19 protein-coding genes and 1 rRNA gene are annotated in these 21,131 nt (G+C 66.3%); 7 read left to right on the forward strand and 13 right to left on the reverse strand.

Annotated features, from left to right (window positions below; translation table 11 throughout):
• The first annotated feature begins 91 nt into the window (after positions 1–91).
• From rrf to ACY65G_RS26735, 6 genes are all read left to right on the forward strand, one after another.
• Positions 92–204 (forward strand): 5S ribosomal RNA (gene rrf, locus ACY65G_RS26710).
• A gap of 356 nt (positions 205–560) precedes the next feature.
• Positions 561–1,004 (forward strand): hypothetical protein, encoded by a 444-nt coding sequence (locus tag ACY65G_RS26715; protein WP_465000317.1) that lies wholly within the window; start codon positions 561–563, stop codon positions 1,002–1,004.
• Between the two features lie 16 nt (positions 1,005–1,020).
• On the forward strand, positions 1,021–1,497 hold the full coding sequence (locus ACY65G_RS26720; protein WP_465000318.1) for a D-Ala-D-Ala carboxypeptidase family metallohydrolase: 477 nt from the start codon (positions 1,021–1,023) through the stop codon (positions 1,495–1,497).
• Positions 1,498–1,626: 129 nt separating this feature from the next.
• Entirely contained in the window at positions 1,627–2,118 is a 492-nt protein-coding gene (locus tag ACY65G_RS26725) for a hypothetical protein (RefSeq protein WP_465000319.1), read from the forward strand.
• A gap of 167 nt (positions 2,119–2,285) precedes the next feature.
• Positions 2,286–3,731: a DUF2868 domain-containing protein gene (locus ACY65G_RS26730; protein WP_465000320.1), complete on the forward strand. Its 1,446-nt coding sequence runs from the start codon at positions 2,286–2,288 to the stop codon at positions 3,729–3,731.
• Complete coding sequence (locus tag ACY65G_RS26735) at positions 3,728–5,179, forward strand: DUF3482 domain-containing protein (RefSeq protein ID WP_465000321.1); 1,452 nt, start codon at positions 3,728–3,730, stop codon at positions 5,177–5,179. Before ACY65G_RS26730 ends, ACY65G_RS26735 begins: the two co-directional genes overlap by 4 nt.
• Positions 5,180–5,224: 45 nt before the next feature.
• On the opposite strand, the gene ACY65G_RS26740 is transcribed toward ACY65G_RS26735, so the two are convergent.
• The 3 genes from ACY65G_RS26740 to ACY65G_RS26750 form a co-directional block, all read right to left on the reverse strand.
• Positions 5,225–6,613, reverse strand: coding sequence for a hypothetical protein (locus tag ACY65G_RS26740; RefSeq protein ID WP_465000322.1), 1,389 nt, complete (start codon positions 6,611–6,613; stop codon positions 5,225–5,227).
• Between the two features lie 196 nt (positions 6,614–6,809).
• The gene (locus tag ACY65G_RS26745; RefSeq protein WP_465000323.1) at positions 6,810–8,081 is read right to left on the reverse strand and encodes a nitronate monooxygenase; all 1,272 of its coding nucleotides are present in this window, start codon (positions 8,079–8,081) and stop codon (positions 6,810–6,812) included.
• Positions 8,082–8,114: 33 nt separating this feature from the next.
• Complete coding sequence (locus tag ACY65G_RS26750) at positions 8,115–8,600, reverse strand: YajQ family cyclic di-GMP-binding protein (protein ID WP_130185588.1); 486 nt, start codon at positions 8,598–8,600, stop codon at positions 8,115–8,117.
• A gap of 146 nt (positions 8,601–8,746) precedes the next feature.
• Between ACY65G_RS26750 and murB the strand changes: the two genes are divergently transcribed.
• Positions 8,747–9,787 carry a UDP-N-acetylmuramate dehydrogenase gene (gene murB, locus ACY65G_RS26755; protein ID WP_465000324.1) on the forward strand — a complete coding sequence of 347 codons (1,041 nt, stop codon included), beginning with the start codon at positions 8,747–8,749 and terminating at the stop codon, positions 9,785–9,787.
• Here murB and ACY65G_RS26760 read toward each other — a convergent pair.
• From ACY65G_RS26760 to argF, 10 genes are all read right to left on the reverse strand, one after another.
• Positions 9,748–10,803, reverse strand: a complete 1,056-nt coding sequence (locus tag ACY65G_RS26760; protein WP_465000325.1) for a diguanylate cyclase domain-containing protein — start codon at positions 10,801–10,803, stop codon at positions 9,748–9,750. The two genes, murB and ACY65G_RS26760, sit on opposite strands and share 40 nt — an antisense overlap.
• A gap of 59 nt (positions 10,804–10,862) precedes the next feature.
• Complete coding sequence (gene cheB, locus ACY65G_RS26765) at positions 10,863–11,882, reverse strand: chemotaxis-specific protein-glutamate methyltransferase CheB (RefSeq protein ID WP_465000326.1); 1,020 nt, start codon at positions 11,880–11,882, stop codon at positions 10,863–10,865.
• On the reverse strand, positions 11,879–14,182 hold the full coding sequence (locus ACY65G_RS26770; RefSeq protein WP_465000327.1) for a hybrid sensor histidine kinase/response regulator: 2,304 nt from the start codon (positions 14,180–14,182) through the stop codon (positions 11,879–11,881). The genes cheB and ACY65G_RS26770 overlap by 4 nt, the downstream gene beginning before the upstream one ends.
• Positions 14,179–14,754, reverse strand: a complete 576-nt coding sequence (locus ACY65G_RS26775; protein WP_465000328.1) for a chemotaxis protein CheW — start codon at positions 14,752–14,754, stop codon at positions 14,179–14,181. The genes ACY65G_RS26770 and ACY65G_RS26775 overlap by 4 nt, the downstream gene beginning before the upstream one ends.
• A 10-nt stretch (positions 14,755–14,764) precedes the next feature.
• On the reverse strand, positions 14,765–16,090 hold the full coding sequence (locus ACY65G_RS26780; protein WP_465000329.1) for a CheR family methyltransferase: 1,326 nt from the start codon (positions 16,088–16,090) through the stop codon (positions 14,765–14,767).
• Complete coding sequence (locus ACY65G_RS26785) at positions 16,087–16,539, reverse strand: chemotaxis protein CheW (RefSeq protein ID WP_465000330.1); 453 nt, start codon at positions 16,537–16,539, stop codon at positions 16,087–16,089. The genes ACY65G_RS26780 and ACY65G_RS26785 overlap by 4 nt, the downstream gene beginning before the upstream one ends.
• Positions 16,540–16,552: 13 nt before the next feature.
• Positions 16,553–18,367 (reverse strand): methyl-accepting chemotaxis protein, encoded by a 1,815-nt coding sequence (locus ACY65G_RS26790; RefSeq protein WP_465000331.1) that lies wholly within the window; start codon positions 18,365–18,367, stop codon positions 16,553–16,555.
• A 160-nt stretch (positions 18,368–18,527) separates the two neighbouring features.
• On the reverse strand, positions 18,528–19,760 hold the full coding sequence (locus ACY65G_RS26795; protein ID WP_465000332.1) for an argininosuccinate synthase: 1,233 nt from the start codon (positions 19,758–19,760) through the stop codon (positions 18,528–18,530).
• 19 nt (positions 19,761–19,779) lie between these two features.
• A complete protein-coding gene (locus ACY65G_RS26800; RefSeq protein ID WP_465000333.1) occupies positions 19,780–20,175 on the reverse strand; it encodes a VOC family protein in 396 nt (131 codons plus the stop codon).
• A gap of 20 nt (positions 20,176–20,195) precedes the next feature.
• Positions 20,196–21,119 carry an ornithine carbamoyltransferase gene (gene argF / locus ACY65G_RS26805; protein ID WP_465000334.1) on the reverse strand — a complete coding sequence of 308 codons (924 nt, stop codon included), beginning with the start codon at positions 21,117–21,119 and terminating at the stop codon, positions 20,196–20,198.
• Positions 21,120–21,131: the final 12 nt, after the last annotated feature.

Raw genomic sequence — 21,131 nt, forward strand, 5'->3', positions numbered from 1 at the left:
AGACGTAGTTGAACACTACAACCCAACTTTACTTCTTCCGGATTGAGATCGATTGCTGCTCCACTGAGAGCAATCGATCGTACAAGTCATGCCTGATGACCATAGCAAGTCGGTCCCACCCCTTCCCATCCCGAACAGGACCGTGAAACGACTTTGCGCCGATGATAGTGCTGCAACCAGTGTGAAAGTAGGTTATCGTCAGGCTGTAATTCCGAAAGAAGCCCATTGCGTGATCGCAGTGGGCTTTTTTCATTTGTACTCATGCTTTGCAGTACGCGCTGACTTCGCTCCAGGCCCCGGTTTTTTGCTCGGCCGGGCCATGGTCCGGTAACCAACATGGGAGTTGGTTCGATCAGGCTGTTACATGGAAAACCCTCAGGCGAGCTGACGCTGGTGAAGTCGTTCGTATTCCCTGAAACGCGTGCCGCGTCATCCCCACTGAAGCAGTGGACGATTGCCGATGTGGCGTTTTTGGCGCGTCGCTATATTCCTGCAAGCCACGCTGCTAGAATTCCCTGGTACCGTCGTTTGCCACGCATGATTCCACATGAAAGGCGATCATGGCGCAATGGGGAAACCTCGTCCGCTCGCGCAAGCTCGTGTCCACCAGGCTTGTGTCCACCAGGCGCGTGTTCGTTAGGCTCGTGTCCGCTGGCGCATTGGCCGCCATCGCCGCGTGCGCCGGTCTGCCCGCATCGCCTTCCGATAACGTCCTCATCGGCGCATGGGCCCGTACCCCGGCCGACTGTGCCCGCCCCGAACTGACATTCAGCCGCGACCGTCTCGATATCGCTGTCGATGCCGATGGCGCGGCGGCGAAGTTTTCCTATGCAGCAATCCGCTACCGGTTCGATCAAGGGCGGGTTGCCGTTGCGCTCGGTGGCAGCCATCCCTATGGCAAGACGGCGGACACGCGCGTGCTGGAATTCCGACACCAGCGAAACGTTCTTACCCTGGTGCGAACCCACGCTTCCGACACGAATTTCATCCGCTGCAGTCATTGATGACGAGGGCCATATCATGCCTACCCCGACACTGAGTCCGAATTTCACGCTGGCCGAATTGACGACAACCTCTACCGGCCTGCCGAACACCCCGGACGCCGCCGCGATCGCCAACCTCAGGGCGGTATGCGTCAATATCCTCGAGCCCGTGCGCAAGCAATTCTCGAAACCCGTCATCGTACACAGCGGTTATCGCAGTTCCCTGGTCAATACCGCGGTCGGCGGGAGCGATCGATCCCAGCACCGCGTGGGCGAGGCCGCCGACTTTCACGTAACCGGCTATACCGTCCACGACGTGGCGCTGTGGATTTCGGCGCACCTGGATTTCGACCAGCTGATCCTGGAAAACTTCGTTCCCGGTGCCGCCAGTTCCGGCTGGATACACTGCTCGTACACCAGGCGGAACCGGAATATGGAACTGACGAAGTTCAAGGGATCAAAACAGTATTACGCCGGCCTCCAGCTCACGGTGCCTGCCCCGGCCATGCACTGATCCCCTGCTTGCAACAGGTAAGGCATGTCCTACATGCCTGCACAGGCTGCGCCGATACAGCCATGCCGGCAGCGGGCGCATGATCGCCCTGTTGACGCCCGGCCGGCGTCGCCACAGGAGGAGCACATCATGTCGAAGAAAGGCAGTCCGGACGACAAGCGCGTCCGCTCGCAAACCACGAAGGACCAGAACACGGTCGCCGAAGGCAGCCTGCAGGGCGTGGCACCCGGCGCGGTGCAGGGAGGCGGTGCGAACGTGCAATCAGCATCGGCGGAGCAGCAGGGCGCTTCGCTGCGCAGCCGTGGGGAACTGCAGGGCCAGCCCGATGACAACGTCGGCAGCAGCCGGGGCGGCGAAGGTGCCCAGCAGGCAGGCTGGAGCGCTCGCCAGCAGGCTGTCCGCAACGAAGCCCAGGCAGATGAAGACCGCGAGGCAAGACCACGGCAGTCCGGCCATGGCGGCCTCGAACAGAAGCAGCACGCGGGATCGCAGGAATCGCCCTCCGCGCCATCGGGCAACCGGCAATCCGGCGACGCCGCCAACCGGCAGCGCCAGGGCAGCCCGGATGAAGCGCCGTCCGATGCCGGCAGCCGCCACACGGACAAGATCCAGCAACGCTGATCAGTACCGCGCTGTCCAGCCTGGGCCTGGTCGACACACCAGGCCCGGGCATCATTGCGCGCGCCTACCCGAGCTGTTGACCGGAGAAGATGCAGGCAGGTATTGCCGTGCGGACGGCTGTTGCGCCCGACGGGCGTTACAATCCGGATTCAACAACAAGGATGCCCATGAACGAAGAGCTGGCCCGCAGCGTGGTTCTCGTGCGCGCGATCGAAACCACGGACCGGAACCGCGAGATCCTCAGCGACGACGACCGCCGCTATGCCAACCGCACCGCCCGCGAACTGGCCCGATGGCAGGCTTCGGAAACCAGGGCCGAAGCAACCTCCGAGCATTTCCTGCAGCAGCGTTCCGAACAGGTCATCAAGAAGCTATCCCAGCGCCACCCGACCTTTGCCGTCTTCGCGAAGCGCGCCCCGGGGCTGCATGCCACCGCCTGGCTGCTGCCGCTGCTGGCCCTCGTGCTGGGTGCCGGCCTCGACAGGATCACCGACCCGCACCGGGTCGACCTGCTGTCCGCGCCGCTGCTGGCGATCGTCGGCTGGAATCTGCTTGTCTACGTGGCGATGCTGGCCTGGCTGTGCATACCGAAGGCGGGTGTCACGCGCATGCGGGCAGCATGGATCCGCCACCTTTCCGTGGGCAATGGCGCGATGCCGCGCAAGATGCCGCACGCGCTCGCATCGGGTCTGCATGCGTTCATGGCCGACTGGGCCGTGCTGAGCGCGCCGCTGAACGGGGCGCGGCTGTCGCGCACGATGCACCTGTCCGCCGCGCTGTTCGCGGTGGGCGCGGTGGCGTCGCTGTATGCGCGCGGCATGCTGTCGCAATATGGCGCCGGCTGGGAAAGCACGTTCCTGGGCGCGGCGCAGGTCCATGAGGTGCTGTCGATCCTGTTTTGGCCGGCAATGACCGTGTTCGGGGCGCAGGGCTTCACGCTGGCGGACGTGCAGGCGCTGCACTTTGCCGCCGGCGCGCCGGCGGCGGCGAGCGACGGCGCCCGCTGGGCGCACCTGTATGCGGGCACCTTGCTACTGCTGGTCGTCTTGCCGCGCCTCGTGTTTGCCGCGTTCGCCGCGGCGAAGGCGACGCTGCTGGCGCGCCGCTTCCCGCTCGACCTGGAGCAGCCGTATTTCCGCCAGCTGAACGATGCGGCCGGCGGCGAAGCCGGCATGCTGCGCGTACTGCCCTACAGCTTCACGGTGGACGAAGCCCGCAGCCGCGGCCTGGAAGCGGTGGCCGCGCAACTGCTGGGCGAGCGTGCCCGCGTGCGCCTGTTGCCACCGGTACCGTATGGTGCCGAGCCGGCCGCCGCGCTGCGCGACATCGATCCCCGCGAGCCGGGCGTGACATCGACGGCCCTGCTGTTCAGCCTTGCGGCCACGCCCGAGAAGGAAAACCACGGCGCGTTCATCGCCCATGCCGCCGGCATACTCTGCCGGCGTGCCGTGGTGCTGCTCGATGAATCCCCGTTCAGCAGCCGCACGCCCGACCCGCAGCGCGTGCGCGAGCGGGTCGAACTGTGGCGCGAGTTCTGCATGTTCCATGGTGCCGATCCCACCGTCGTCAACCTGCTTGCGGCGCAAGTGCCGGCAAGGGGGGAGGGCGCATGAGCGAAACGATCCAGCTGGCCCTGATCTCGCACACCAACAACGGCAAGACCACGCTGGCCCGCACGCTGCTGGGAATGGATGTGGGCGAGGTGCGCGATGCGGCGCACGTGACCGCGCTCTCCGAATCGCACACGCTGCAGGCCACCGAAGGGGGCGACCGGCTGGTGCTGTGGGATACGCCCGGCTTCGGCGATTCGGTACGGCTCATGAAGCGCCTGGCGATGACCGGCAATCCCATCGGCTGGTTCCTGCGCGAGGTGATCGACCGTTATCGCGATCGCCCGTTCTGGCTCAGCCAGCAGGCACTGCGCGCCGCGCGCGACGATGCCGACATCGTGCTGTACCTCGTCAATTCCGCGGAGCGGCCCGAGGATGCCGGCTACCTGCCATCCGAAATGCGCATCCTCGAATGGCTGGGCAAGCCGGTACTGGTGCTGCTCAACCAGATGGGCCCGCCCCGGCCGGCGCCGGAAGAAGCGGCCGAACAGTTGCGCTGGCGCGAGCACATGCGCCAGTACGGCGCCGTGCGCGACGTGCTGCCGCTCGATGCCTTCGCCCGCTGCTGGGTGCACGAGCACGTGTTCTACGAAGCGCTGGGCCGGCTCGTGCCGGAAGAAAAACGCCAGGCGCATGGCCGCCTGCTGGCGGCATGGGAAGCGCAGAATGCCCAGCGCTTCCACCACTCGATGGCCGTGATCGCGCAGCAGCTGCATGACGCCGTGCGCGATCGCCAGGTGGTGGAAACCGCGGAAAAAAACATGCTGGGTTCCGCATTGAAACTGGTCGGCATCGGCAAGGGCGACGACCGCAAGCGGCAGGAAAGGGCGATGAACACATTGGTCGCGCGCCTGAACCTCGGCATCGGCCAGGCGACGGTCAGCCTGCTGTCGCTGCACCGGCTCGACGCCAGCGCGGCCACCACGATCAACGCCCGGGTCAGCAACAACTTCGTCGTCAAGGCACCGGTGGAGAAGGGCCAGGCCGCGCTGCTGGGGGCGATCGTGTCCGGCGCCGCGACCGGGCTGTCCGCCGACCTGGCCGCCGGCGGGCTCACGCTGGGTACCGGCGCCTTGCTGGGCGGCGTGATCGGCGCGCTCACGTTCGCCGGCGCCGCCTGGGGCTTCAATGCGGGCACCGACCGCAACACGCCATCGATCACGCTGTCGGACGAATTCCTGCGTACCTTGCTGGTCACGAACGTGCTGCGCTACCTGGCTGTCGCCCATTTCGGGCGCGGCCGCGGCAACTTCGTGGAAAGCGAAGCGCCGGCATTCTGGCAGGATGAAGTGGAGCAGGCCGTTGCGCTGCGCGAAGCGGAGGTGACGGGATTGTGGCGCACGCTGCGCGAGCAGGAAGAGCCCGACATCGCCGCCGCCACGGGCCTGCTGGCGGGGATCACGCGGCAAGTACTGGCGCGGCTGTACCCGGCCACGCCGATCCCGGGCTGAAGCCGGATCGCGCAGAACCCGGGCAGGATCGGCCTGGGCCGGCGGTTACAGCTTCCCCTCGCGCACGTAGCCGTCGGCGAAGACCAGCGCGGGATCGCTGTCGCCCGAATGCGTGCCCGGGCCGTTGACGAGACCTCCGGCCAGCCAGCCGCCGTTCCAGGCCGCCAGCGAACGCACCTGGTTCTGGCGTGCGCCCGCCGGGAAGGGCAGCCGCTGCACGATGGCGCCATTCGCGTCGAGCACGGCCAGCAGCGGTTGCGACGTTTCCGAGATGCTGGCGCCGCCCGGGTTCTGCGTATAGGCGGTCGTGCCGGCCGCTACCATGCGCCCGTCGGCCAGTGGCAGCAGGTCGAAAACGATGTCGCAGCGGTCGACATCGATCACCTGCACCCGCGGCAGCTGGCCGGGACTGAGCAGCGCCACGTAGGCATCCCAGCCGGCGCTGTCCTGAGGCGTGGCGGTGCGCTGCCTTCCCGCCACCGCGATCGTGCCACCGGCCCAGCGCACCCCATGCACTTCGGGGCGCACCGCCATCGGTACCACGCGGGTGCCGATGCGCGTGCCCGCCGCATCGAGTTCCGTCACGAACAGGCCATAGGCCATGCCGGCCGGCAGCGGCTCGTCGAAGTGACGCGCATGGCCGTCGATCAGGTTGGTCCTGTCGCTTTGCACGACCACGGCGATCCGCCCGCTCGCGCTGACGTCGAGGCGCACGTGGGCAGGGTTGGACAACGACTGGAACGGATCGAAGCCCCCGCCGATGATGGCTGCAAGCCCGAGCTGCACGCCGGGTTCGACCAGCGTGCGCCAGCGCTGGGCGAACCCGGCCTGGCCGTAGCCGAAGCGGTAGGCCACCACGGCATCCTTGCCGGTACGCAGGGCGAGCACCGCGTCTTCGCCAAGGGGCGCGAGGCGTGCGGCGTCGCGTGTCGCGTAGGGCAGCATCGACTGCGGATCGCGTTCGTGGATCGGGTCGTCCATGAACGGATCGTGGGCCACGGCGGGGTCGGCGAACGCCTGCTCGCGCAACAGGGTGCCGCCGCTGTCGAAGCGCAGCAGGCGCACCGCGTGATCGGTGCCCAGCACCGCCGTCACTTCGAGCGAGGGGTGTTGTGCGAAGTCGAGCAGGGACCAGCCCTCGGGCGGCGTCCAGGCAACGGGCGTGGCCGCGCCCCGGGCGAACAGCAGGCGGCGCTCCGGCCGCGTCAGCGCGGCCACCTTTTGCGCTTCCGCCAGCGCCACCCAGGCGTTCCGTTCGGCGCGCACCTTGGTGATGGCCTCGCCGGTCAGCGCGTACTGCAGCGGCGGGGGCGGTGGGGCAGGTTCATTGCCCTGGCGCGGAGCCGGATCGGACGAACCGCCGCCGCATGCGGAAAGGATGGCGAGGGAAAGCGCCGACAGCAGCGCGCGCCGCCGGGAAAGGGAAGAATGCATGGTCTGTTCCTGTCGATGGGGAACGGCCCATTCTAGGCAGCGAGTGTCACGAAACCTTGCGCGAGGTGTCGTGATTTGTCCGCCAGCTTGTTACTGAACGTAAATTCGAAACGTAAATTTGAACGTAAGTGCGGAACGCCAAAAGAAACGGCGCGGATCTTGCGAGCCGCGCCGTTCGAATACCGCAATGAAGAGGTCAGGCCGCCTGGGCTTCCTCGCGTTCCGGCAGCGCGATGCGGTTGTCGGTACTGAACTGGTAATCGCGGAACACGTGTTCGGCCGTCAGCAGCTGGTAGTCGCCGCTGGCCAGCTTGTGCGTGGTGTCCTTCAGGCGGTACGTGTAGTGCCCGCACGTCCAGCAATTGAAGTTGCGCATGTGCGTGCACAGGCAGGTCTTGTCCATCACCTTCACGCCCTTGTCGCTGCCGCCGTTCGCCGTGACCTCGCGGTTGTACGAGTTGATGTACGAGCAGTTGCCGGTCGCGTCCAGCAGGTAGCCGTAGGATTCGCAGCCCGGGCGCGTGTTGGTGCCGATCGCCGGTGTGTTGCGCAGCATCCGCATCGGATAGCCGGTCGGCGAGATGCCGTTGACGATCACGTCTTCCTCGGAAGCTTTCGCATATTCCTGCTTTACCTTGTCCGGCAGGCCGCATTCCTTCGTGATCGTGAAGCGCGTGGCCACCTGCACGCCGGCCGCGCCCATCTCGAGGAACGACACGGCGTCGCTGCCGGTGAAGATGCCGCCGGCGGCGAGCACGGGGATCTCCAGCCCTTCACCCTTCAGGTAGGCCAGGACTTCGCCGGTGATCGTGTGCAGGTCGTAGTCCTGCCAGTCATCCAGGCCGAAGCCCAGGTGGCCGCCGGCAAGCGGGCCTTCGACGATGACGTAATCGGGCAGGCGATCCAGCTTGGCGTTCTTGCGCAGGAAGATCTGCAGCGCGCGCACCGACGAGACGATGATGCCCAGTTTGGCTTCGCGGAAGCGCGGGTGCTCGGCCATCAGGCCGAACGAATTGAAGTGCAGGCCGGCCGACAGCGTGATGCCGTCGATGCCCGCATCCAGCGCCGCGTTCAGGCGCACGCGCAGCGTTTCGCGCGGGCCGTTCATCGTCAGCTTTTCCATGCAGTTTACAAAGATCAGGCCGGGGCCCTTCTTTGCTTCCATGGTCTTGCCGATGTGAAGGCGCTGTGCCTCGGCCAGGCGGTTCAGGTCGAACTGCACCACCGCCTTGTCCATGTTATTGATGTTGAACTTGTACAGCTTGGTCTTTTCCTTGACGAAGCTGGTATCGAAGCGGCGGTCGGAAACATCTTCGACCATCGCGTCGGAAATATGACCGATGCCGCCCAGGCGCGCAGCCTCCAGCGCCAGCTCGGACGTGGAAATGTCCACGCCCATGCCGCCGATCATGATGGGTACATACTCTTTGTCGCCGAACCGCAGGCGGAAATCATCAACACGTTTCATTGCTGTCCTCAGGGATTGCCGGCACGCGCCGCATCAATCGCGGAAGTTGTTGAATTCGAGCGGCGTATCGGCCACTTCCTTGCGCAGCAGCGCCATCGCGGCCTGCAGGTCGTCGCGCTTCGCGCCGGTCACCCGCACCGATTCGCCCTGGATACTGGCCTGCACCTTCATCTTGCTTTCCTTGATGATCTTGGTGATCTTCTTGGCCGTTTCCGTTTCGATGCCGTTCTTCACCTTGATCACCTGCTTGACCTTGTCGCCGCCGATCTTCTCGATCTTGCCTTCGTCGAGGAAGCGCACGTCGACCTTGCGCTTGGCAAGCTTGTTGGTCAGCACGTCCCGTACCTGGCTCAGCTGGAAGTCCGAGTCGGCGAATGCCGTCAGCTCGTGTTCCTTCTGTTCCACGCGCGCGTCGCTGCCCTTGAAGTCGAAACGGGTGGTGATCTCCTTGTTGGACTGGTCGACGGCGTTGCGCACCTCGATCATGTCCGCCTCGGATACGACGTCAAACGATGGCATGATGGTTCCTTTCGATTTTTTTGTTGCTCGCGGCAATGCCGCGCAAGAGATGCGACATTTTAACGGACGCACGCTGCGAACGGTCGGTCGTTTTTTTCCCTTCCCTCTATAATCGAGCAAATATCGAGAAACCGAGCCAGCCGTCCATGCATCCCGAACCACCTCTCCAGAACGATTTTTCCCTGCGCGACCTGAACACTTTCGGCATCGATGCCCATGCCCGGCATTATGTCCGGATCACGGCGCCGGGCCAGCTGGCGGCGGTGCTGGCAAACGACGGACTGGCACGCTTGCCGCGGCTGGTGCTGGGCGGCGGCAGCAACCTGCTGCTGACGGGCAACTTCGACGGCCTGGTGCTGCACATGGCCACCAGCGGCCGCGCGGTCGTCGGCGAAACCGGCGAGCACGTGCTGGTGCGCGCGCAGGCCGGCGAGAACTGGCATGGTTTCGTGGAATGGACGCTGGCGCAGGGCCTCGGCGGCCTGGAAAACCTGGCGCTGATCCCGGGCACGGTGGGCGCGGCGCCGATCCAGAACATCGGTGCCTACGGCCTCGAAACAAAAGATGTGTTCCACAGTCTCACGGCATTCGATCCTTCCACGGGGGCGCTGGCCACGTTCGATGGTGCGGCGTGCCGCTTCGCCTACCGCGACAGCATCTTCAAGCACGAGGCCGGCCGCGGCCTGGTCATCGTCGACGTCACGTTCGCGCTGCCGCGCGCGTGGCGACCGAACCTGCGCTATGCCGAATTGGCCAACGAGGTGGCCAACGAGGTGGCTGGAAAAGGCGTTGGGGAGCCCACCGCGCGGCAGGTGGCCGATGCCGTCATCGCGATCCGGCGCCGCAAATTGCCGGACCCGGCCGTGATCGGCAACGCCGGCAGTTTCTTCAAGAATCCAGTCGTGGGCGCTGCGCAATGCGCCGCATTGCTCGAGAAGTTCCCCAACCTCGTGCACCACCGGCAGGAAGACGGCACCGAAAAGCTGGCCGCCGGCTGGCTGATCGACCAGTGCGGCTGGAAGGGGAAAAGCCTGGGCGCGGCCGGCGTGTATCCGAAGCAGGCGCTGGTGCTCGTCAACAACGGCGGTGCCACCGGCGCCGACGTGCGGCGGCTGGCGGCGGCGATCCAGGCCGACGTGCGCGAACGCTACGGCGTTCTGCTCGAACCCGAACCCGTCTTTATTTGAGCAAACACTGCGCTGGCAGCGCGGTTGCGCCCGCCATCCTTGGCCGTGTACAGTGCGCGGTCGGCACCTTCCACCAATTCGGCCGTGGACATGTCGGACGTCGGGATCAGCGTCGCCACGCCAATCGACATCGTGACGACACTGTGCGGCGCCCGTGGGTTGCCGATCTCCAGTTCGGCCAGGGCGCGCAGGCAATCGCTGGCCACGCTGCGTGCGCCGGCTTCATCCGTATCCGGCAGTACCAGCGCGAATTCCTCGCCGCCATAGCGGGCGGCCAGGTCGGCCGGCCGTTTCAGGCAGGCCGTCATCACGGCCGCCGCCTTCTTCAGGCACAGGTCGCCGGCCAGGTGGCCGAATGTGTCGTTGTACAGCTTGAAGCAGTCGATATCGCACAGCAGCAGCGACAGCGGGCGGCGTTCGCGCTGGCCGCGCTGCCATTCGTGCTGCAGCAGCTCGTCGAAGCGGCGGCGGTTGGCGATGCCGGTCAGGCTGTCCAGCGCCGCCAGCTTCTGCAGTTCGATATTGGCTTCGGCCAGGCGGTTCTGGCTTTCGCGCAGGAAGCGGAACGCTTCGTCGCGCTGCAGGCGGCTGATGTAGGCCCCCGAGTGGTAGCGCACACGGGCGAGCAGTTCCAGCCGGTCCGGCAGTTTCACCAGGTAATCGTTGGCGCCGACGGCGAAGCCATGCGCCTTCGACGCGGCTTCGTCGCGGGCCGACAGCACGATCACCGGCACGTGCTCCAGTTCGGGCGTGGCACGATAGCGGGCTATCAGGTCGAAGCCATCCCAGCCCGGCATCACCAGGTCTTGCAGGATCACCGTAGGCTGCAGGCGCGCGGCGCACTCGACCGCGCTGGCGGGATCGGTCACGAAATGGAATTCGATGTCGGGCTGGTCGGCCAGCATGCGCCGCACGGCTTCCACGACCAGCAACTGGTCATCGACAAGCAGCACGCGCACCTTGAAGGTGGTAGGGGTAAAACGGGGTTCCGCGCCAGCGGTGAAGGCCTGGGACATCGGGCTTCCTAAGGTTGATCAGTAACGGTTGAACGCTGGCGGCGTTCAGGGTTACTGCCCTAGGGTTTGCCTCCAGTGGTGCTGCGCAAAAACGGGCCGATTTTTTCCAGCGGCAGGATCAGCTGGGCCGCATCGAGCTCGGCCGCCGCACGCGGCATGCCGTACACGGCGCTGGTGGCCTGGTCCTGCGCCACCGTGGTCTTGCCGGCGCGGCGCATGGCCAGCAGGCCTTCGCCGCCATCGCGCCCCATGCCCGTCAGCAGGATGCCAATGGCATCGTCGCGCCAGTGCTGCGCCACGCAGCGGAAAAAGACATCGACCGACGGCCGATAGGCATAATCCTTCGGCACCGCATCGTAACCTAGTTGGTGACTTTCATCCAGTACCAAGTGGTCGTTGCTTTTCGCGATCATCACGGTGCCGCTCATCAGCGGATCGCCTTGTTCGATGGGGCGCACCGGCATCGTCAGCTGGTCGCCCAGCCATTTGGCAAAGGGATCGGCGAAGTTTTCGTCGATATGCTGTACCACGACGATCGTGCAGCCGGGCGGCGCCTGCCAGCCGGCCAGGATCCGTGCCACCGCAACCGGCCCCCCGGTCGAAGCGCCGATCGCCACCAGCGTGCGCACGTTCGACGCCACCCGCTCGGCCGATGGCAGGACGGAACGCGGCTGCATGCCGCCGCTGTGACGGATCAGCTTTTCCATCGTGCGCAGCTTGGCCAGCAACTGGGCGGCGCCCTGGTCGTGGCCGGGAATCAGGATCGGCGTCGCGGTCACGTCCAGCGCGCCGGCGCCCAGCGCGCGAAATACCTGGTTGACGCTGTCCTGCGGCCGGCCGGTGACCACCAGGATCGCGCACGGCGACTCGGCCATGATGCGCCGCGTCGCTTCCACGCCATCGAGTTCCGGCATGTTCAGGTCCATCAGCACCAGGTCGGGGCGGTTCTCGGCGCACATGCGCACCGCTTCCAGGCCGGTGCGGGCGATCCACAGCACCTGGTGCAGCTTGGTGCCGGCGATCACGCGGCGCAGCGCTTCCGCCGCCATCGCGACATCGTTGGCGATGCCGATCTTCATCGGAATGCATCCCCGATCAGGTCGGCCACGGCATCGAGCAGGGTCTCGTCATGGAAACTGCCCTTGGTGAGGTAGTAGTCGGCACCGGCGGCCAGCCCGCGCGCGCGATCTTCCGGCCGGTCCTTGTACGACACGATCATCACGGGCAAGGTATGCAAGTGCGGGTCCTTCTTGATCAGGTTGACGAGTTCGATGCCATCCATGCGCGGCATGTCGACGTCGGTGATGACCAGGTCGTAGTCGCCGGAGCGCGCCGCGTTCCAGCCATCCATGCCGTCGACGGCGATGTCCACCTCGAAGCCGCGGCCCGTCAGCAGCTTGCGCTCCATTTCGCGCACGGTCAGCGAATCGTCGACAACGAGGATGCGTTTCATTCTACGCCTCGCCGCGCTATCGGCGCGCGCGAGTTGCTGCAGGCCGCCCTCGGCGAGCAATTTGTCGATCGACATCAGGAGGTCGGACACATCGAGGATCAGCACCGGCTCGCCGTCGGTCAGCAGGGCGGCGGCGGCGATGTCGCGCAGCTTGCCGAACACCGGATCGATGCTGTGCACGGCCAGGCTATGCTCGCCGCGGATCGCATCGACCACCAGCCCATAGCGGTGGGCGCCGCTGCCCACCACGATCACCGGCAGCAGATCCTGGTGCATCGTTTCGCCCAGTTCCAGCACCTGGGCGGCGGACACCAGCCCCACGTTTTCGCCTTCGAACGCGAAGAACTGCTTGTTCTCCAGCGTGTGGATCTCCGAGCGCGGCACCTGCAGCACCCGTTCGACCTTGACGATCGGCATCGCGTAAGCCTCGCCGCCCACGTCCACCACGAGCGAGCGCACGATCGACTGCGTCAGCGGCAGCGTGATGTGGGTGTGGAATCGCCGGCCGGGCACCGATTCGAGCCGCACGGTGCCGTTCTGCTCGCGGATCGTGTCGTGCACGATATCCAGGCCCACGCCGCGGCCGGAGATCTCCGTCACCTCGGTCTTCAGGCTGAACGCGGGCAGGAACAGGAACTGCATCAGCTCCGCGTGCGACATCGTGTCGGCCATCGCCTGCGTGGCCATGCGGCGCGCCACCACGACGGCACGGATGCGCTCCGGATCGACACCGGCGCCGTCGTCGTGGATCTCGATGTTGAGCATGCCGGCCCGGTGCCGCGCCTCGAGCACGATGGTGCCGTGCGCCGGCTTGCCGGAGCGTTCGCGCACATCGGGCGCTTCGATGCCGTGGTCCACGGCATTGCGCAGCATGTGGTTCAGCGGGCTTTCGATGCGGGCGAGGATATCGCGGTCCACCAGCGTATCCTCGCCGCGGATTTCCAGCCGCACGTCCTTGCCCAGGTTCCTGGCCAGGTCGCGCACCATGCGCGGGAAGTGGTGCACGCCGTCGCGGAACGGCCGCATGCGCAGCGCCAGTACTTCGTCCACCATGCCCTGCGCCACGTTCAGCAGGCGGCGCTCGTACTGCTCCATGTCGGCGAGGTGCGCGAGGATGAACTGTTTCAGCGGTTGTCCCCGGTGCAGTACCTGGGCCACCTTTTCGCGCAGCACCGGGTCGCCGTTGCGGACGATCGCTTCCTGCAGGTCGTCGAGCGCGGCGAACAGCGCACCCTGGTGGCGCTTGTGGCGCTGCATCGCCTGGATCAGCGGCTGCATCTGGTGCGCCGCGATGCGCGCCTCGCCGGCCAGCGACAGCAGCCGGTCCGAGCCCACGGGCTTGCCGCGTGGTGCCGGTGCCTCCGCCGGCGTGGCCGGTTCGGGTGCCGCGGCGGGCATGGCCGCGGGCGGGGGATGAGGAAGCGATGCGGACTCCGGCGCCGATGTGAGGGCGGATGCAGGTGCCGGGGCAGGTGCAGGTGCCGGTGCCGGTGCGGGAGAGGGCGCCATGCTTACCGGCTCGGGCAGGAAGGCAATGCCGCGGATCGCTTCCATCGTGCGCCGGATCGTGTCGCCATGCTCCGCCAGCCAGCCTTGCAGGCCACTTTCCTGCAAGTGCGAGCACTGCACGATCAGGTCGACGCCGGCCAACAGCACGTCGACGCGATTCGGCGTCAGTTTCAGCAGGCCGTGCTGGGCGGCGATGAACGCGTCTTCCATGCCGTGCGCCAGCTGCACGATCACGTCCAGCCCCACGATGGCCGCGGCACCCTTGATCGAATGGGCCGCCCGCATCATCGCTTCCAGCGCGGCGGCACCGGCATGGCGCTCGACCGACAGCAGGCCGTCGGTCAGTGCCTGCGTCTGGCTTTCCGCCTCCATGCGGAACAGTTCCAGCATCGAAAACTGCGACAGGTCGTCACTCATCGCAATGCCTTCGCCAGTTGAGGCCCCAGCTGCGCGGCGTCCAGCAGGCCGATGCGCATGTCGCCTTCGGCCACCACGCCCGACAGGTAGCGCTGCACGCCCTTGTTGATGGTGGCGGCCGGCGGCTGCACGCGGCTGCCGGCATAGCGCACGATGCCGTGCAGGTCCGCCACCGGCAGTGCGTAGGCAAGGGATTCCCAGCGCACCAGCAGCAGCCGGGCGAATGTGTGGCGGCCGGTACGCGCGCTGCCGCCATCGGCATCGATGCCGAGCAGGTCGGCCAGCGCGATGCAGGGATACAGCTGCCCGCCCACGTTGACGATGCCGCGCAGGCCGCGCGCGGTGCGATGCGGCACCCGGTGCGGTCTCGCATGGGGGGCGACGCGCAGCAGCATCGCCGTGGGCAGCGCCAGCCATTCGGCCCCGACCCGGAACGCCACGGCCGAGGCATCGGCGGTTTCGCCGGCATCGATCGGCGCGCGGAAATGCTCGGCCCATTGCCGCAGATAGGTATCGTCGATGGCGCGGCCCATATCCTGCCCGCGCTTTTCCGGTTGAATGATTGTGCTCATCGTTTGCTATTCATGGTTCGGCCTTGCCGGCACCCTGGCGGCGCCACACGCGCGCGGCGCGCTCGCGCAGGGTGTCCTGCGCCGCCTTGTCGCCGCGCCGCCCGGCCAGCAGCGCCAGGTGGCAGAGCGCCTCGTAATGATCGGGCTCCAGGTAGATACAGCGGCGCAGGTGCGCCTGCGCCTCGTCGGGCGCGTCCTCCTCGGCCAGCAGTCCGAGCAGGAACCAGTTTGCGGCGTTGTCCGGCTCGCGCGCGGCGAGCGTGCGGCAGATCGCTTCCGCCTCGCGCGGCAGGCCCAGGTCCGCCAGGCGGCGCGCTTCGCCCAGCGTGCCGGCAACCGGCGCGGCGGTCGCTGCCGGCGGGGCAGGGCTGGTGACCGTGGCAGCGGGGGGCGGCTGGGCGGCACGCTGCATGGCGCGCACGGGAGCAGCCGGCGCGGCAGCGGGCGGGGCCGGGCGTGGCACGGCGCGCCGTTCGCGGGCCGCTGCCGCGGGGCCCGGCTGGCGGTGCCGCTCGACGGTGGATTCGTTCACCGGCAAAGGCAGGCCGGCATACGGGCCGTCATCGGGCGACGCATCCTTGCGCAGCGCGAATGCCTGCCGGTAGGGCAGCGCGGTGAACCCGTTCTGCACGAACGACGGCACTTCGGCATAACCGGCCAGCAGCACGCCCTCGTCGGCCAGCAGGGTCGACAGCCTGGCGATCGCCATGGCGGTCGTCGGCGTATCGAAATAAATCAGCAGGTTGCGGCAGAAGATCACGTCGTAGCTGCGCGGCGGTGCCAGCTCGCTCGTCAGCAGGTTACCCTGGCGGAAGCGCACGCGCCGTCGCAACCCGGCGTCGATCCGGTACTGGCCATCCTCTTCGGCGGTAAAGTGCCGCTCGCGGAAGTCCAGGTCCTTGCCGCGGAACGCATTGCGGCCATACACGCCTTCCTGGGCGCGGGCGATGCACGCGGTGGACAGGTCGACGGCATCGATCGCGAACGCCGCCGGCGGCACACCCGCGTCGGCCAGTGCCATCGCCAGCGTGTACGGCTCCTCGCCGCCCGCGCAGGGAATCGACAGCATGCGCAGCAGCTGGCGCTGGCCGTCGGCCAGGCGCCGCTGCGTGTAGGCCGCCGCCACGGCGAATGCGCCGGGGTCGCGGAACAGCCACGATTCCGGCACCACCACCAGTTCCACCAGTGCGGCCAGCTCGGCCTCGTCGACGGCCTGGCCGTATGCCTGGCGGTCGCCGATGCCTAGCGCGCCCATCCGGCTGCGCACGGCGCGTTCGACGGTCTCGCGGCTCAGGTTCAGCCCCGTTGCCGCGCGCAGCCGCTGCAGCGTGTTCATGGTGCGTTGTCCCGGAACAGGACCGCGCGCAGCGCATCGGGCAGCATCCGGTCCGGTTCCACGAGTTGCACGATGCCTTGTGCGTCGCCGGCCACGCGGTCCAGAAACGGGGCGGCCAGCACGCCGGCCGGCGCCAGCGCGGCATCGTCGACATGCTGCACGCCCTGCACGCGTTCGGCCACCAGGCCGAGCGCGTGCACGGTTCCGTCCGGGGCCGTGTAGTCGACCAGCACGATGCGCGTATCCATCCGGTGCGCGCTGGCAGTGCCGGCGGCCAGCCTGCTGATGTCGACGACGGGAATCCCGCTACCGTGCAGGTTCATGAGCCCCGCCACCGCTTCCGGCGCGCCGGGCAGGGCCTTCAGCGCCATCAGCGGCAGCACGCACCGGATCGCCGCCAGCGCCAGCCCGTAGCGGTCGGTGCCGATGTGGAAGACCAGCACCTTCATGATGGCCGCCGCGTCACACGTTGACCGCGAACGTGGCCACGGACGATTGCAGGTCGCTGGCCGCGTACTGCAGCTGGTGCACGGCTTCGCTGGTAGCCTTCAGCGATTCCACCGTCTGCTGCGTGGCATCGTTCAGCTGCATCATCGTTTCGCTGATCTGCTGCGCGCCCACGGCCTGGGCCTGCATGCCCTGCAGCACGGCGTCGAACTGGGGCGCGAGCTTGCGCACCTGGTCCATCATGCCGGACAGGTGGTCCGTCACGGCGCGCACCTCGCCCACGTTGCGGCGGATCTCTTCGGAGAACTTGTCCATGCCCATCACGCTGGCCGACACGGCGGACTGCATCTCCTTGAGCATCTGCTCGATGTCCCAGGTGGATACCGAGGTCTGGTCCGCCAGGCGGCGGATCTCGGTGGCGACCACGGCGAAGCCGCGGCCCGCCTCGCCGGCCTTCTCGGCCTCGATCGCCGCGTTCAGCGACAGGATGTTGGTCTGGTCCGCCACCTTGGTGATCGTCGTCAGCACGCTGTTGATGTTGGAAGCCTTTTCGGACAGCGCGGCCAGCTTGGCGTTGATCGAATCCGTGGCCGAGACCATGTTCTGCATCGTCGCATCCATGCGGCGCAGGTTCTCCTGCGCCTCGGCGGTGGCCGACGTGGTGTAGTCCGCCACCGCGGTGGCATCTTCCATCGTCTTCAGCAACTGCGACGTGTTCGACGAGATTTCCTTCGTGGTTGACAGCACCTCCACGCTGGTCTGCGCCTGTTCCACGCCGGTGGCTTCCTGTTCCTTGGCCGATGCGGCGATCTCGGTGGCCGAGGTGGTGACCTGGATGCCGGCCTTCTGCACGTTGTTGAGCAGCAGGCGCAGGTTGTCGAACATGCGCGACAGGCCGTGGCCGAGCTGGCCGATCGTATCGTCGCCGGCAATGTCCACCTTGCCGGTCAGGTCGCCCGAAGCGGCCCGCGACACCACGGCCAGCAGCGAATCGACTTTCGAGCGCAGGTCGTTGGTAGCGGCGCGTTCGCGCTGCTGGTTGTCCTGGATGGACTGGGCCATGCGGTTGAACTCCTGGCCGACCTGGCCGAGCTCGTCGCGCGTGACCACCTCCACGCGGGCATCCTGTTCGCCGGAGGCGATGCGGCCCACCACGTCGGTCAGGTTCGTCAGCGGGCCCATGATCGAACGCGTCAATGCCCAGACGATCAGCATGCCCAGCAGCACGCACGCGGCGCCACCGGCGATCAGTACCAGGTTCATGCCGCGCCGCAGCTCCGCGGCGTCTTGCGCGCGCGAAGCAAGCAGGCCGTTCTCTTCGGCGCGGGCCTGGTCCAGCAGCGTGTGCACGGCCGTCACGGCCGGGCTCCCCTGCTGGAACTGCGGCATGCGGCCGATCACGTCGGCGGCACCCGGCGCGTCGCCCAGCTGGGCGCGCCGCGCCGTCTGCGGCTCGACCACGTCGCGCACCCACGCCAGGATCATGGTTTCCAGCTGCCGCGCCCGGGCCAGCTGGGCAGGGTTGTCGGCAACGAGCTTCTGCAGGGCCGACACGGCGGCGGGCACGCGTGCCAGTTCGGCGCGCACCTTCGTCATGCGCGCCTCGGCGCCGGTAAGATAATAGCCGCGCGTTTCCGCCTGCACTTCCATCACGGCAAGGCTCACGCCGTCGATCGCGTGCAGCACCTGCATCGTGTGGCGATCCCAGCTGTTCGCTTCGGACAGGCGGGCGAAATTGTTGTAGGCCATGACCAGCAGGATCAGCAGGATCGCGAGGATCGCGCCGAAGCCGGCATATAGCTTGTTCTTGATGCTTATGTTCTGGATCATCGTTATCGCATCCGAAGAGTTCGTGTCGTGGGAAATGTATCACTTTCCGCGCTGGCGGCGAGCACGGGCGGATGTGAAAAGGGCTGCCCTGGGGCAGCCCTTTTTTCCTGAAAGGGACTACTTAATGATAGTGCCTGTTGACGGTGCTTATTGACCGCGCTTATTGCCCGCGCTTGATGCGGGCGTTGGCGGCGATACGCATGCGCAGCGCATTCAGCTTGATGAAGCCGCCGGCATCGGCCTGGTTGTAGGCGCCGCCATCCTCGTCGAACGTGGCGATGGTCTGGTCGAACAGCGAATCGGTCTTCGAATCGCGGGCGACGACGATCACATTGCCCTTGTACAGCTTTACGCGCACCCAGCCGTTTACGGTCTGCTGCGTGTGGTCGATCAGCGTCTGCAGCGCCACGCGCTCCGGCGCCCACCAGTAGCCGTTATAGATCAGCGAAGCGTAGCGCGGCATCAGGTCGTCCTTCAGGTGCGCCACTTCGCGGTCCAGCGTGATCGATTCGATCGCGCGGTGCGCCTTCAGCATGATCGTGCCGCCCGGCGTTTCATAGCAGCCGCGCGACTTCATGCCCACGTAGCGGTTCTCGACCAGGTCGAGGCGGCCAATGCCGTGCTTGCCGCCCACGCGGTTCAGCTCCGTCAGCACTTCGGCGGCGCTCATGCGCTTGCCGTTCAGGGCCACGATGTCGCCCTTTTCGTATTCGATGTCCAGGTACTCGGCTTCGTTCGGCGCCTGTTCCGGGCTCACGGTCCAGCGCCACATCGATTCCTCGGCTTCGGCGCTCGGGTTTTCCAGGTGGCGGCCTTCGAACGAGATGTGCAGCAGGTTGGCATCCATCGAGTAGGGCGCGCCGCCGTTCTTGTGCTTCATGTCGACGGCGATGCCGGCGTCTTCCGCGTATTTCAGCAGCTTCTCGCGCGACAGCAGGTCCCATTCGCGCCACGGCGCGATCACTTTCACGCCCGGCTTGAGCGCATAGGCGCCCAGTTCGAAGCGCACCTGGTCGTTGCCTTTGCCCGTGGCGCCGTGCGAAATCGCATCGGCGTTGGTTTCGTTGGCGATCTCGATCAGGCGCTTGGCGATCAGCGGACGGGCAATCGACGTGCCCAGCAGGTATTCGCCTTCGTACACCGTGTTCGCGCGGAACATGGGGAAGACGAAGTCGCGCACGAATTCCTCGCGCACGTCGTCGATGTAGATGTTTTCCGGCTTGATGCCGAACTTGAGCGCCTTCGCGCGCGCCGGCTCCAGTTCCTCGCCCTGGCCCAGATCGGCCGTGAAGGTAACGATCTCGCAGTGATAGTTATCCTGCAGCCACTTCAGGATCACGGAGGTGTCCAGGCCGCCGGAGTAGGCGAGAACTACTTTTTTAATGTCGCTCATTTCAAATTTCCAATCTGCTTCAAACAGGGTCGTGGCATACCGCTTCGATGTTGTGCCCATCCGGGTCCAGCACGAAGGCGCCAAAGTAATCAGGGTGATAGTGGGCACGGATGCCAGGGGCTCCGTTGTCGCGCCCGCCGGCTGCCAGCGCGGCCTCGTAAAAGGCGTCGACCTGCGCGCGGCTTTCCACGCGCAAGGCCACGTGGACAGGGTTGCCGGAGGCGGTGCCGGATTTTGCTTCCGAGATCCAGAAGTCCGGCTTCGGCGCGATGCCGAAGCCGGCCACGCGAACGGTACCCGTGATCTCCGGGCCCAGTTCCATCAGCATGGCATAGCCGATCGGTGCAAGCGCCTTCTCGTAGAACGCGCGGCTGTTGGGAAAATCGGTGACGATGATTCCAATGTGGTCGATCATGGCATGGCTTCGCGGGTGTGTTATTTGCCGTCGAGGCGGCCCAGCAGCAGGTATTCGATCAACGCCTTCTGGATGTGCAGGCGGTTCTCCGCCTCGTCCCACACCACCGATTGCGGGCCGTCGATGACTTCCGCCGAGACTTCCTCGCCGCGGTGGGCGGGCAGGCAGTGCATGAACAGGGCGTCCGGCGCTGCGCGCGCCATCTTGGCACCGTCGACGATCCAGCCGTCGAAGGCTTTCAGGCGCGCCGCGTTCTCTTCCTCGTAACCCATGCTGGTCCACACGTCGGTGTTGACCAGGTGGGCGCCTTCGCAGGCATCCGACGGATTGTCGAACAGCGTGTAGCGGTTGGTGGACACCAGCGACATGTCCATGTCGTAGCCTTTCGGCGTGGACACGTTGACGTGGAAGCCGAACACCTCAGCCGCCTGCAGCCATGAATACAGCATGTTGTTGGCGTCGCCCACCCAGGCCACCGTCTTGCCGGTGATCGGGCCGCGGTGCTCGTAGTAGGTAAAGATGTCGGCGAATACCTGGCATGGGTGGTGTTCGTTGGTGAGGCCATTGATCACCGGCACGCGCGAATTGGCGGCGAAGCGCTCGATGATCTCCTGGCCGAACGTGCGCACCATGATGATGTCGCACATGCGCGACATCACCTGGCCGGCATCCTCCACCGGCTCGCCGCGGCCCAGCTGCGAATCGCGCGTGTTCAGGTAGATCGCCGCGCCACCCAGCTGGTGCATGCCTGCTTCGAACGACAGGCGCGTGCGCGTCGAGTTCTTTTCGAACACCATCACCAGCGTGCGGTCGACCAGCGGATGGTAGATCTCGTAATTCTTGAACTTGCGCTTGATGATGTGCGCGCGTTCGATCACGTATTCGTATTCTTCAAGGGTGAAGTCGGAAAACTGGAGGTAATGCTTGATCGGTTTTGTAGACATGTTCACAACGGA

Source organism: Pseudoduganella sp. jia 12 (genome assembly GCF_055502675.1).

What these genes read in the sequence shown, in the direction of transcription:
- ACY65G_RS26790 (WP_465000331.1), bottom strand. Translation starts at nt 18,367, where the DNA reads ATGATCCAGAACATAAGCATCAAGAACAAGCTATATGCCGGCTTCGGC.
- ACY65G_RS26760 (WP_465000325.1), bottom strand. Translation starts at nt 10,803, where the DNA reads ATGTCCCAGGCCTTCACCGCTGGCGCGGAACCCCGTTTTACCCCTACC.
- ACY65G_RS26780 (WP_465000329.1), bottom strand. Translation starts at nt 16,090, where the DNA reads ATGAACACGCTGCAGCGGCTGCGCGCGGCAACGGGGCTGAACCTGAGC.
- ACY65G_RS26735 (WP_465000321.1), top strand. Translation starts at nt 3,728, where the DNA reads ATGAGCGAAACGATCCAGCTGGCCCTGATCTCGCACACCAACAACGGC.
- ACY65G_RS26730 (WP_465000320.1), top strand. Translation starts at nt 2,286, where the DNA reads ATGAACGAAGAGCTGGCCCGCAGCGTGGTTCTCGTGCGCGCGATCGAA.
- ACY65G_RS26775 (WP_465000328.1), bottom strand. Translation starts at nt 14,754, where the DNA reads ATGAGCACAATCATTCAACCGGAAAAGCGCGGGCAGGATATGGGCCGC.
- argF (WP_465000334.1), bottom strand. Translation starts at nt 21,119, where the DNA reads ATGTCTACAAAACCGATCAAGCATTACCTCCAGTTTTCCGACTTCACC.
- ACY65G_RS26715 (WP_465000317.1), top strand. Translation starts at nt 561, where the DNA reads ATGGCGCAATGGGGAAACCTCGTCCGCTCGCGCAAGCTCGTGTCCACC.
- ACY65G_RS26770 (WP_465000327.1), bottom strand. Translation starts at nt 14,182, where the DNA reads ATGAGTGACGACCTGTCGCAGTTTTCGATGCTGGAACTGTTCCGCATG.
- ACY65G_RS26720 (WP_465000318.1), top strand. Translation starts at nt 1,021, where the DNA reads ATGCCTACCCCGACACTGAGTCCGAATTTCACGCTGGCCGAATTGACG.
- cheB (WP_465000326.1), bottom strand. Translation starts at nt 11,882, where the DNA reads ATGAAGATCGGCATCGCCAACGATGTCGCGATGGCGGCGGAAGCGCTG.
- ACY65G_RS26740 (WP_465000322.1), bottom strand. Translation starts at nt 6,613, where the DNA reads ATGCATTCTTCCCTTTCCCGGCGGCGCGCGCTGCTGTCGGCGCTTTCC.
- ACY65G_RS26725 (WP_465000319.1), top strand. Translation starts at nt 1,627, where the DNA reads ATGTCGAAGAAAGGCAGTCCGGACGACAAGCGCGTCCGCTCGCAAACC.
- ACY65G_RS26800 (WP_465000333.1), bottom strand. Translation starts at nt 20,175, where the DNA reads ATGATCGACCACATTGGAATCATCGTCACCGATTTTCCCAACAGCCGC.
- murB (WP_465000324.1), top strand. Translation starts at nt 8,747, where the DNA reads ATGCATCCCGAACCACCTCTCCAGAACGATTTTTCCCTGCGCGACCTG.
- ACY65G_RS26750 (WP_130185588.1), bottom strand. Translation starts at nt 8,600, where the DNA reads ATGCCATCGTTTGACGTCGTATCCGAGGCGGACATGATCGAGGTGCGC.
- ACY65G_RS26795 (WP_465000332.1), bottom strand. Translation starts at nt 19,760, where the DNA reads ATGAGCGACATTAAAAAAGTAGTTCTCGCCTACTCCGGCGGCCTGGAC.
- ACY65G_RS26785 (WP_465000330.1), bottom strand. Translation starts at nt 16,539, where the DNA reads ATGAAGGTGCTGGTCTTCCACATCGGCACCGACCGCTACGGGCTGGCG.
- ACY65G_RS26745 (WP_465000323.1), bottom strand. Translation starts at nt 8,081, where the DNA reads ATGAAACGTGTTGATGATTTCCGCCTGCGGTTCGGCGACAAAGAGTAT.